The 11,194-nt window shown below is 61.0% G+C and carries 10 protein-coding genes; 5 read left to right on the top strand and 5 right to left on the bottom strand.

Features of this window, described 5'->3' with window-relative positions; genetic code table 11:
- Nucleotides 1–188 precede the first annotated feature (188 nt).
- Entirely contained in the window at nt 189–1,904 is a 1,716-nt protein-coding gene (gene leuA, locus AABB92_RS05710) for a 2-isopropylmalate synthase (RefSeq protein WP_031377891.1), read from the top strand.
- Here leuA and AABB92_RS05715 read toward each other — a convergent pair.
- Together AABB92_RS05715 and AABB92_RS05720 are read right to left on the bottom strand one after the other, a co-directional pair.
- Nucleotides 1,825–2,607 carry an AraC family transcriptional regulator gene (locus tag AABB92_RS05715; RefSeq protein ID WP_031377890.1) on the bottom strand — a complete coding sequence of 261 codons (783 nt, stop codon included), beginning with the start codon at nt 2,605–2,607 and terminating at the stop codon, nt 1,825–1,827. The two genes, leuA and AABB92_RS05715, sit on opposite strands and share 80 nt — an antisense overlap.
- On the bottom strand, nt 2,604–3,467 hold the full coding sequence (locus AABB92_RS05720) for an NAD(P)-dependent oxidoreductase (protein ID WP_031377889.1): 864 nt from the start codon (nt 3,465–3,467) through the stop codon (nt 2,604–2,606). Before AABB92_RS05720 ends, AABB92_RS05715 begins: the two co-directional genes overlap by 4 nt.
- Nucleotides 3,468–3,794: 327 nt before the next feature.
- On the opposite strand from AABB92_RS05720, the gene AABB92_RS05725 reads away from it, so the two are divergent.
- Both AABB92_RS05725 and pqqU read left to right on the top strand, forming a co-directional pair.
- Nucleotides 3,795–4,373 carry a diguanylate cyclase gene (locus tag AABB92_RS05725; protein WP_069728274.1) on the top strand — a complete coding sequence of 193 codons (579 nt, stop codon included), beginning with the start codon at nt 3,795–3,797 and terminating at the stop codon, nt 4,371–4,373.
- A 228-nt stretch (nt 4,374–4,601) separates the two neighbouring features.
- Entirely contained in the window at nt 4,602–6,743 is a 2,142-nt protein-coding gene (gene pqqU / locus AABB92_RS05730; protein ID WP_082097577.1) for a TonB-dependent receptor PqqU, read from the top strand.
- Nucleotides 6,744–6,794: 51 nt separating this feature from the next.
- Here the strand turns inward: pqqU and AABB92_RS05735 are convergent, their stop codons facing one another.
- The 3 genes from AABB92_RS05735 to AABB92_RS05745 form a co-directional block, all read right to left on the bottom strand.
- Nucleotides 6,795–7,355, bottom strand: coding sequence for an isochorismatase family protein (locus AABB92_RS05735; RefSeq protein ID WP_031377887.1), 561 nt, complete (start codon nt 7,353–7,355; stop codon nt 6,795–6,797).
- A gap of 11 nt (nt 7,356–7,366) precedes the next feature.
- Nucleotides 7,367–7,798 (bottom strand): MarR family winged helix-turn-helix transcriptional regulator, encoded by a 432-nt coding sequence (locus AABB92_RS05740; protein ID WP_031377886.1) that lies wholly within the window; start codon nt 7,796–7,798, stop codon nt 7,367–7,369.
- 67 nt (nt 7,799–7,865) lie between these two features.
- Nucleotides 7,866–8,420 carry a helix-turn-helix domain-containing protein gene (locus AABB92_RS05745; RefSeq protein ID WP_031377885.1) on the bottom strand — a complete coding sequence of 185 codons (555 nt, stop codon included), beginning with the start codon at nt 8,418–8,420 and terminating at the stop codon, nt 7,866–7,868.
- Nucleotides 8,421–8,539: 119 nt separating this feature from the next.
- Here AABB92_RS05745 and AABB92_RS05750 point away from each other — a divergent pair, with 119 nt between their 5' ends.
- Nucleotides 8,540–9,718: a benzoate/H(+) symporter BenE family transporter gene (locus AABB92_RS05750; protein WP_152659087.1), complete on the top strand. Its 1,179-nt coding sequence runs from the start codon at nt 8,540–8,542 to the stop codon at nt 9,716–9,718.
- A 157-nt stretch (nt 9,719–9,875) separates the two neighbouring features.
- Complete coding sequence (locus AABB92_RS05755; RefSeq protein ID WP_046288332.1) at nt 9,876–11,192, top strand: SrfA family protein; 1,317 nt, start codon at nt 9,876–9,878, stop codon at nt 11,190–11,192.
- Nucleotides 11,193–11,194: the final 2 nt, after the last annotated feature.

An 11,194-nucleotide genomic window follows, 5' to 3' on the forward strand; every position in this document is an offset into this window, starting at 1 on the left:
AGGCGACCATGCTACCCCTGCCCGGCGGATTCATCAAACCGCAGCGCACCCAGGGTTCAGTGCGCGGCGCGGCTCAACGCCCGTCAGCCCGCCGGTTGTCACTTTTGCGCATCAGGTTGTCAGCATTGCGCGCGCGCCGCTGGCCCGCTGCCGCCAGACTGGAAAAAAACCACCTGGAGAGAATGATGATGCTGACCGATCCCGCTGAGAAATACCGCCCATCCCCGCTGATTACCCTGCCCGATCGCCAGTGGCCTGCGCGCCAGATCAGCCACGCCCCGCGCTGGCTGTCAACCGATCTGCGTGACGGTAATCAGGCGCTGGCCGAACCGATGGATCGCGATCGCAAAATGGAATTCTGGGCGCTGTTGCTGCGCTGCGGCTTTAAAGAAATTGAGGTCGCCTTTCCCTCCGCCTCGCAGACCGACTTCGACTTTGTGCGCGATCTGATAGAGCAGCACCGCATTCCTGATGACGTGACGCTGCAGGTGCTGACCCAGGCGCGCCACGATCTGATTGAGCGCACCTTCGTCGCCTTGCAGGGCGCACCGCGGGCGATTGTGCATCTGTATAACGCCACCGCCCCGCTGTTCCGCGAGCGGGTTTTCAAACAGAGCAAAGCGGAGATCGTGGCGCTGGCAACGGCCGCTGCGCAGCAGATCCGCACCGCCTGTGAGGCGCAGCCCGAAACGGCGTGGACCTTTGAGTACTCGCCGGAAACCTTCTGTTTTACCGAAATGGCGTTTGTGCTGGAGATTTGTGAAGCGGTCGCCGACGTCTGGCAGCCTGACGCCAGCCGTCCGATGATCATCAACCTGCCCGCCACGGTGGAGGTCAACACGCCCAACGTCTATGCCGATCAGATTGAGCTGTTCTGCCGCCAGTTCAGCCGCCGGCAGGCAGTCTGCATCAGCGTCCATCCACATAACGATCGCGGCACCGGTGTCGCCTGCGCTGAACTGGCGCTGCTGGCGGGGGCGGATCGGGTCGAAGGCTGTCTGTTTGGCAACGGCGAGCGCACCGGCAATGTCGACCTGGTGACCCTGGCGCTGAATCTCTACACTCAGGGCGTCGCCCCGCAGCTGGATTTCAGCCAGATGAGCGAAGTGCTTGAGGTGGTGACCCGTTGTAATCAACTGCCGGTCCACCCGCGCCATCCTTATGCCGGTGAGCTGGTGTTTACCGCCTTCTCCGGCTCGCATCAGGATGCGATTCGCAAGGGTTTTGCCTGGCGCGCCAGCCAGCAGGAAACGCTCTGGCAGATGCCCTATCTGCCGCTCGATCCGGCCGATATTGGCTGCAGCTATGAAGCGGTGATTCGGGTGAACAGCCAGTCAGGCAAAAGCGGTGCCGCATGGCTGCTGGAGCAAAACCACGGCTTGCAGCTGCCGCGCGCGCTGCAGCAGGATTTCAGCCGCTGCGTACAGCAGCACACTGACCATCATGGCGGCGAGATGACCCATTACGCGCTGTGGCAGCTGTTTTGTCGTCAGTATGGCGTGGACCAGCCAACGCTGCAGTTGCTGACGGCCAGCAGCCAGAGCGATAACCACGGCCAGACCACGCTTAACGCCAGCGTCAGCTATCAGTCGTGCACCCTCAGCTTACAGGGCAGCGGCAACGGCTGGTTGTCGGCCGGGGTAAATGCCCTGCGCCACGCGTTCGACCTGGCGCTGACCATTGAGGATTACCATGAACACACGCTGGGGAAACGCAGTGAGAGTCGCTCGGTCGCCTATATCAGCTGTCTGGATGCCAGTGGCAACCGCTACTGGGGCGTGAGCATCGATAATGATACGGCGCGCGCCGCGCTGCAGGCGCTGTTTAACGCGGCGAGTCGCTTTCCTGCGCGGGAAAATAGTCCGTCGGCGCCACGCCCAGCAGACGACGAAACATCGCGCTGAAGGCGCTGGGACTTTCATAGCCGAGATCCAGCGCTACCCGCAGCACCGAATCGCCCTGCGCCAGTCGCGTCAGGGCGATGGCGAGGCGGGCGCGACGGACCCAGTCGCTGAATTGTAAGCCGGTTTCACGGCTGAAGTGACGCGCCAGCGTGCGCCCCGAGACGTTGAGGCTGGCGCTGGCACGCAGCAGGGTCCAGCTTTCGCCCGGCGTCTGCTGAATACGCTGGCACAGCGCCTGTAACCGGGCGCTGTGCGGTGCGGGCAGCGCAAACGGCAACACGTCCATGCCGCGGATTTCATCCAGAATCAGTTCCACGATCCGTTCGGCACGGCTGTCAGCCAGATAGGCGGCCGGCAACGTCAGCGCGCTGACAATCAGCTCACGCAGCAGCGGCGTAATCTGCACCACCTGACAACTGGCTGGCAGATCGGCGCGCGCCAGCGGATGGATAAACAGCGTTCGTGCCGCCACCGTGCCGGTGATCTGTAGCGCATGCCGGGTAAACGCCGGTAACCAGACACCGCGACTCGGCGGCACCGTCCAGCTGCCAAATTCGGTCTCCACCCGCACCACGCCACTCAGCGTGTGGATCAGCTGCGCGCAGTCATGCTGATGCCACGGCTCGCTGGCACCGTGGGCGTAATCATGCGCCAGCGGCACCAGCGGCCGTTGGCTGAAGTCAAAGCCGGCCGGACAACTCATTGCGCGTTCAGATAGCGGTAGACCACTGCCAGATCCTGTTCACCCAGGCCGTCATCAACCGCCTGCTGCCAGAAATCAGCAATATTTGCCAGCGCCGGCAGCGGAATATCAGACGCCTCAAGGGCCAGTCGGGCATCTTTCAGCGCCCAGACCAGATTCATCTGCGGGGTGTAGTCGTCGCTGGCGATCATCCCCAGCTTCATTTTTGCGTACGGGGCCGCCAGTGGGCCGCCCTCCAGCACCTGCCAGAGATCGTCGGTCGAAAAACCAAACTGCGCCGCCAGCTGGGTGCTCTCCGCCAGGCTCTGCATCATGCCAATCAGCCAGCTGTTGATCACCAGCTTCATGCGTGAACTTTTGCCCGCCTCGCCCAGCCACTGCGTGCCCTTGCCAATCGCGGCAAATACCGTTTCGGCCGCGGCGGCGCGGCTGCGATCGCCGCTGGCTAATACCAGAATCTGGCCATTTTCTGCTGGCGCTTTGGTGCCGGAGACCGGCGCGTCAATAAACAGCACGTCGCTGCGCGCGCCGGCGAACAGGGCGATCAGCGTGTCGGTTTTTTCCACGCCGATGGTGCCCATCTGACATAAAATGGCGCCCGGTTTAAATGCCTCCTGACTCTGCTGCAGCACCTGCTCAGTGGTCTCGCCGTCCGACAGCATCGCAATCACCACATCTGCCTGACGCACCGCCTCGGCGGGCGAATCGGCCAGTTGCAAACCGGCATCCAGCAGATCCTCGCCGCGTGCGCGGGTCCGGTTCCAGCCGTGGACCTTAAAGCCTTTCTTCAGCAGGTTAGCGGCAAACGCGTGGCCCATTGCACCCAATCCCAGAACCGCCACTTCAGGTTGTTGACTCATGCTGACTCCCTTTGATCAATGTGGAAATGATGCGCCGCGACCCGACTGGCCCCGACGCATAAGGCTTAAAAAAGGCTCTCTTCAGCCTGACGGCAAACGGCCAAAAAATCCAGCCCAACGCGATGAGGCAGCCGGCAATGTCCTGTCCCGGCGCGCTCGCTGTCGGCGCGCTAATATTCCGGCCGCCCGCGCCTGTTAGCGATCCTGCGGCGCTAATCGCCTCTCTGCCTGATCCAACAATAAACAGTACGCCTGCCGCTGCCGCATTTTGCGTCTCTTCCTGCCAGGTCTATGCTTTATTCACTTTCATTCCCCAGAGGCTGTGTAATGCATCAATTTGATCCGCAAATGCTGCTGTTACTTTATTTCGTTTTACCGGTCTGGCTTATTGCTGGTTTCGCTGACTGGATCTGTCATCGGGCGACCGATATTGAAAACACCACCGGCCTGAAAGAAACCTGGATTCATATTCTGATGTTTTTAGAGATGGGACTGCCGTTATTGTCGGCCCTGTTTTTAGAGGTGAATGCGCTGGTGATCGCCTTTATGATTGTGCTTTTTTTCTGTCACGAAGCCACCGCACTGTGGGATGTCAGCTACGCGGTGACGGCGCGTGAGGTCAAGCCGATCGAGCAGCATGTTCACAGTTTTCTTGAGATGGTGCCGCTGATGGCGCTGCTGCTGGTTATTTCACGGCACTGGCCGCAGTTCCAGGCGTTATTTGGTTTCGGCGATGAGCCGCCCCGTTTTGAGCTGATGTGGCGCGCCGATCCCCTGCCGACCGGTTATATCATTTTTGTTCTGTCGGCTATTTTCCTGCTGGAGATGCTGCCCTATCTGGAAGAGTACTGGCGCGGCAAAAAAGCGCGTAAGCGTGCCGCGAATAAAGCCGCAGCCGGCGATTAATTCCGCAGCCTGCTGACGGTGGTTATTTGCGCACGGCAGACGAACAGAAAATAAAATAACCGCTGTCGGCCGCAGAACCGATAAAACAGAGACTGCGACTGCGCGGCGTCGGGTGAAAGGAATAAGCCTGACGACACGTAAAGATCTATACCAGAACCCGGCAAAGCATTACCATACGCGCCAATTGTTCCAGCTGGTTCATTATTCATCTTTTTCAGGCCGCTAAAAATGAAAATAACGTTACTGCGTCAGGCGACGCTGCCGCTGTTGATCCTGCCCACCCTGTTTCCGCTGTCGCTGCTGGCAGAAGAGAATGACAACACCCTGGTGGTCAGCGCGACCCCGTCCGAGAGCGGCCTGAATGTGCTCGACACGCCCGCCGCGGTCAGTGTGGTCAGCGGTGATGAGATGCGTCAGGCCGCACCACGCGTCAATCTGTCGGAAAATCTCAGCAGCGTGCCGGGCTTACAAATCCAGAACCGGCAAAACTACGCTCAGGACCTGCAGCTGTCGATCCGTGGCTTTGGCTCACGCTCGACCTATGGCGTGCGCGGTTTACGCATCTACGTCGACGGCATTCCGGCCACCATGCCGGACGGCCAGGCGCAAACCTCAAATATCGATATCGGTTCAATCGATCACGTTGAAGTCCTGCGCGGGCCGTTTTCCGCGCTGTACGGCAATTCCTCTGGCGGGGTGGTGAATGTCACTACTCAGGCCGGGCAACAGCCGCCCACGCTGGAGGCCAGCAGCTGGTACGGCAGCTATGGTAGCTGGCGCAACAGCGTCAAAGCCAGCGGCGCGACCGGTGATGGCAGCCACGCCGGGGATGTGAACTACACCGTTTCCGCCTCACGCTTTACCACTCACGGCTATCGTGATCACAGTTCGGCGCAGAAAAACCTCGGCAATGCGCGGCTCGGGGTGCGCATTGATGATGTCAGTACCTTAACCCTGCTGTTTAACAGCGTGCATATTGATGCGCAGGACCCGGGCGGGCTGACGCCGTCCCAGTGGCGCGACAATCCGCGTCAGGTAGTAAGCAACGTTTCGCTCTACAATACCCGTAAAACTGTCGATCAGACCCAGGGCGGCCTGCACTACCAGCGCCAGATGAGCGACAACGACGATCTCAGCGTGATGGTCTACGCCGGGGTACGGGAAACCACCCAGTTTCAGTCGATTCCCGCCAGCGTACAGACCAATCCCAGCCATCCCGGCGGGGTGATCGACCTGACCCGCCATTATCAGGGGATCGATACCCGCTGGACGCACCGCGACACGCTGCTGTCGATTCCGGTGACCCTGACCGGCGGTCTCGACTACGAGACCATGACCGAACGGCGTAAAGGCTATGAGAACTTCACCGTCAGCAACGGCGTGCCGCATTACGGCGATCAGGGCAACCTGCGCCGCAATGAGCGTAATCTGATGTGGAACCTCGACCCCTATCTGCAGACGGCCTGGCAGCTGACCGATAAGCTGTCGCTGGATGCGGGCGTGCGCTTCAGCACCGTCAACTTCGACTCCAATGACTTCTACGTTGTCAACGGCAACGGTGACGACAGCGGCAATGCCCGTTATCACAAATGGCTGCCAGCGGCGTCGCTGAAATATGCGTTTGATCCGAGCTGGAACGCCTATCTTTCGGCCGGTCGCGGCTTTGAAACCCCGACCATCAATGAGCTTTCTTACCGTTCTGATGGTCCGTCTGGCCAGCAAAATTTCGGCCTGAATCTCGGCCTGAAACCGGCCACCAGCGACACGCTGGAGATCGGCAGCAAAAAACGAATTGGCAATGGGCTGGTCAGTGCGGCGCTGTTCCAGACCGATACCCAGGATGAAATTGTCTCTGATACCAACAATTACGGACGCGCCTCCTATAAAAATGCCGGGGAGACCCGCCGCCGCGGACTGGAGCTGGCGTTAGATCAGCAGTTTGGCTGGGACTGGCAGCTTAAAATGGCCTACACCCTGCTGGATGCGCGCTATCGCAGCAACGCCTGTGGCAGCGACAGCTGTGACGGCAACCGCATTCCGGGCATCGCCCGCAATATGCTGTACGCCGGACTGGGCTATGTGCCGGAACAGGGATTCTATGCCGGGGCTGAAATGCGTTATCTGAGTCAGATCGCCGCTGACGATCAGAATGATGTCAAAACGCCGTCCTACACCGTGGTTGGCCTGAACAGTGGTTATAAGTGGCAGGTCAGCGACTGGACGCTGGATCTGTTTGGGCGGGTCGACAACCTGTTTGACCGCGAGTACGTCGGATCGGTGATCGTCAATGAGAGCAGTGGTCGCTACTTTGAATCAGCACCCGGCCGCAATTACAGCGTCGGGTTAACCCTCGGCTATGCCTTCCGCTAAAACAAGTCGGGCCACCATCGCGGTGGCCCGACTGTTAAGATCACACGCTAATCAGGCGCGTGAACTCAGCTGCGCCAGAATATCCTCACTGCTGCCGGTTTCGCCTAACCGTGGGAAGATCAGGTTGACGCTGTTGTGGTGAGTATTGATGTCTAAATCGGTCATTGCGTCAGTGGCCAGCGTGACATTGTAACCTAATTCATACGCCTGGCGTGCGGTCGATTCGACCCCAATGCTGGTGGCGATGCCGCAAATCACCACCTGAGTAATGCCGCGCTGCTGCAGCTGCTGGTGCAGTGGCGTAGCGTGAAAAGCACCCCAGGTCTTTTTAGTGATGGTCAGGTCGTCCTGCTGCGGCGTCATTTCCGGCACCAGGGTGGCCCAGTCGGCCGGCAGTTCGCCGCCATGCCGTGCCTGTTCAGTACGTCCCGGCGCACCGCCCGCCACGTTAACCAGTACCACTGGCAGATCGCTGGCACGAAACGCCTGTGCCAGGCGCGCGCACTGCTCAATCACCGGCTGCGGCTGATGGACCAGCGGCAGCGCAACGATGCCATGCTGCAGGTCGATGACAATCAGCGCCGTTTTCGCATCAAGTGTGGTTACAGCCATCTTTAGTCCTCTCAGGGTTCATGTTCAGTCAGTCGTTGAAGTAAAGGGATGGCGTCAATCAGCTGCTGTCGCTCGGCCGGGGTAAGTCGCGCCTCAAATGCCTCAATCAGCCAGTCGTCACGCCGGGCACGGCTGGCGGCGATCACCGCCAGGCAAGCGTCCGTGGGACGGTAACGGGTTTTGCGTCCGTCATGCGGATCGGGTTCACCGGTCACCATGCCAGCCTCCAGCAGGGTCGCCACGGTGGCCCCCATCGACTGGCTGCGCACACCTTCCGCCGCCGCCAGTTCGGTTACCGTCATCGCTCCGTCGCGCACCAGGTAGCCCAGCACCGCCACCTGCGACCAGGTAAGTTCACCCGGTGGCGCAGACTCACGCAGTTTGCGGCCCAGCTTGCCCACCAGCATACGCAGCTTGGCAGCAGGTTCGCTTAAATCGCACATCGCCCTCTCCTCAGGTTTGACGGTCAGTATAGAGATACGAAGGTAAACTGTGTAGTTTGTCCTGGTATCAATTTGTAATTTCCGGCCGTTGCAGATAGTGGATCAGGCTGTGAAAGCGCAGCGGCGTGCTGAGCGGGTTGCGGTAGCTGTGCGTGACATCGGCGCGAAACTGAAACGCCGCGCCGCGCGGCAGACGCCGCCACAGATCGCCGACCCCGAGCAGCAACTCCCCCTCAATCACCACCACCTGCTCGATGCAGCCCGCCTCATGCGGCGAAGAGATGCTCTGCGCACCGGCGGCCAGCTCAACCGCCAGCAGGTCGAAGCGCAGCTGCGGATCGTAGGGTAACAGCGGCTGGACCGACATCTCGGCGTTGGGCTGGCTGAAGGCGGCGGGACTGCCTGGTGCGGGCCCGCCCTCAATGAAAAACGAAAACGGCACGTTAAAGCCGGTGGCGATTTTCCACAGTGTCGCCACCGTCGGGCTGGATTCGCCGCGCTCGATCTGGCCGAGCATCGCTTTACTGACGCCGGTGCGTTCGGCGGTCAGCGTCAGGCTCCAGCCGTTGGCCTGACGTAACTGTCTGAGTGCGCTGCTCAGATGGTGTTGAAGATTCCCCATTGCTACTCCCGATGCTGTCGTCAGCCTGTTCGCTGACCTGATGGCGGCAGTGTAGCACTTGTGCGTTATAGCGCATCATGCGACCATGTGCGTTATAACGCACAATTGTGGATAATCAGATGTCTGAAGTCGCCGTACAACCCCGGTTTACCCTGCCGATGCTGGTGTCGGGCTTTGTCGCCGTGCTGGTGGGATACAGCAGCACCGGTGCAATTGTTTACCAGGCTTTTCAGGCAGCTGGCGCGTCGCCCGGTCAAATTGGCGGCTGGCTGGCGGTACTGGGAATTGCGCTGGGCATTGCCTCGCTGGGGCTGTCGCTGCGCTATCGCATGCCGGTGCTGGCCGCATGGTCAACGCCGGGCGCGGCGCTGCTGGCGACCAGCTTTCATGGCATCTCCATCAATGAAGCGGTCGGGGTATTCGTTTTCGCTAACCTGCTGATTGTGCTCTCTGGCGTGACCGGCCTGTTTGCCCGCCTGATGAATTACATTCCCGCCTCGCTGGCGGCGGCAATGCTGGCCGGTATTTTGCTGCGCTTTGGCCTGCAGACCTTTGCCGATTTACAGACCAACTTTGTTCTGTGCGGCAGCATGTGTCTGACCTGGCTGCTGGCCCGTCGCTGGCTGGCGCGTTACGCCATCCTGCTGACCCTGCTGATCGGCGTGGCGGTGGCGCTGGCACAGCGGGCGATCCACTTTCCGCCGCAGCCGATTATGCTGGTGCTGCCGCAGCCGGTGATGCCGCACTTTACCCTGACCACGCTGATCGGCATCGGGCTGCCCTATTTTCTGGTCACCATGGCGTCGCAGAATGCGCCCGGCATCGCCACGCTGCAGGCGCACGGTTATCGTCCGCCGGTTTCAGCGCTGATTGGCTGGACCGGTTTTATCGCGCTGTTACTGGCGCCTTTTGGCGGTTTTTCGGTCTGTGTCGCCGCGATAACCGCAGCGATCTGCATGAGTGACGAGGTGGATGCCGATCCGCAGCGACGCTGGCGGGCGGCGGCGCTGGCCGGCCTGTTTTATCTGCTGGCGGGCGCGTCTGGCGCGCTGATCGCGGTGTTATTCAGTGCGCTGCCTGCGGTACTGATCCAGGCGCTGGCCGGGCTGGCGTTGCTGGCCACGCTGGGCGGCAGCCTGCAGCGTGCGCTGGAGCAGCCGGCCGAGCGCGACAGTGCGTTAATCACCTTTCTGATGACCGCCTCCGGCGTCTCGCTGCTCGGCATCGGACCGGCCTTCTGGGGACTGGTCGGCGGCGTTATCGCCCACCTGCTGCTGGTGCGTAAGCGCGCCAGTTAGCACTCAGTGCGGTTGTTTTTGCAGCAGCCGGTGAAAAAACCGCTGCATTTGCCCCCTTTTCCGCCGTTTGATTTGTCATTGTCCCGCGTAAAATCAACCCAATCGTCGATAACACGCGATTTTCTGCCTCAGACAACGACCGATAAGGGCCCAACAGGTGGCAAAAACTTTTCTGCGCAGCGGTAATTTAGATGCGGTTCTGGCGTTAGGTGAAAATGGCCAGCCGGTCTATGCCTCAGCGTTACAAATTCGCGAGACCCTGCGTCTGCGCCGTCAGGGCGCACTGGCAGATTGTCTGGCCATTCCGCAGGCCAATGACCGGGGCGATCGCCTCGACTGGTATGCGCCCTTCAGCGGCCGGATGAAATCCTGGCTGGCGGCCAGCGATCATGAGCGTCGTGCCGCGCTGCAACATCTCACCGCCTGCCAGCAGGATATGCAGGCGCTCAGTACGCGCGCGCGCGCGGCAGAGAATCCGTCCATGCGCCTGTTCGGCGCGCTGCTCAGCAAAAGCCTGCAGTTTCCCGATCAGCAGTATGTTTACCTGGTCGATGGCAAACCGGTGATTACCTTCTGGGGCTTTGTCGATGCGCAGGCACGCAGCCGCGATGACGCCCTGGCCTGCCTGCGCGATACGCTGGAAGAGAGCCTGCCGCCCCTGCTGGTCGAGCCACCGCCTGCGCCGGTCGCCGAGCCGGTCAGCATCGAACCGGTGCCGGCCGAGCCGCTGCCGGTCGAGCCGGAACCGGAAGCCGAACCGGTTATCGTGCCTGCTGCACCGGCTGCCGTTACGCCCGCCGCGCCCGCTGCGGCTGGTCGTTTTCGCGTCTGGATGATTGTGCCGCCGCTGGCGATTGCCGCCGCCGTGGTAGTGGCGGTACTGCTGCACCGTCCGCAACCCGTCAGCATTCCGGCCGCGCCGTCGGCGACGCTGGCTGCCGTGCCGGCCGTCAGACCGCCAGCCGTGGTCAACGCCGCTGAGAAACTGGCGGCCACACTGCCGCAAAAACCGGCCACGGTTAACGCCGCCGCCGCTGCACCTGCCGCCGCGTCTGCTACCCTTGCCAGTGTGGTGACCCCGGCAGTGCCGGCCCGGCCAGACGATCTGATTGTTACCCCGGATGCGGTGCGCGACGGCCAGGTTGAGGTGATTGATGGCCGCTGGCGCGTCACGCTCGGTTCAATGCCGACCGCAACCGGCAAGCCGGCAGTGATGCATTTTCAGTTTAAAAATGGCAAAGGCAGCGTACAGATCGCCCAGGACCATACCCGCTGTAAGGCGGACGTCAGCGCGGCGATGACCAGCGCCGGCAATCTGGTGATCGAAAGCCGCTACACCGCTAAATGCGAGAATAAATCCCGCTATCGCATGCCGCTGCTGATTTGCCATGCCAGCATCGGTGCGGCGGTGTGCGAAGCGCAATATGCTGACGACCGGGTCTTCCCGATGACGATTAAGCGTGAGAGTAAATAAAC

The organism is Pantoea brenneri, from assembly GCF_038594305.1.
In the GTDB taxonomy this organism is placed as follows: domain Bacteria; phylum Pseudomonadota; class Gammaproteobacteria; order Enterobacterales; family Enterobacteriaceae; genus Pantoea; species Pantoea brenneri.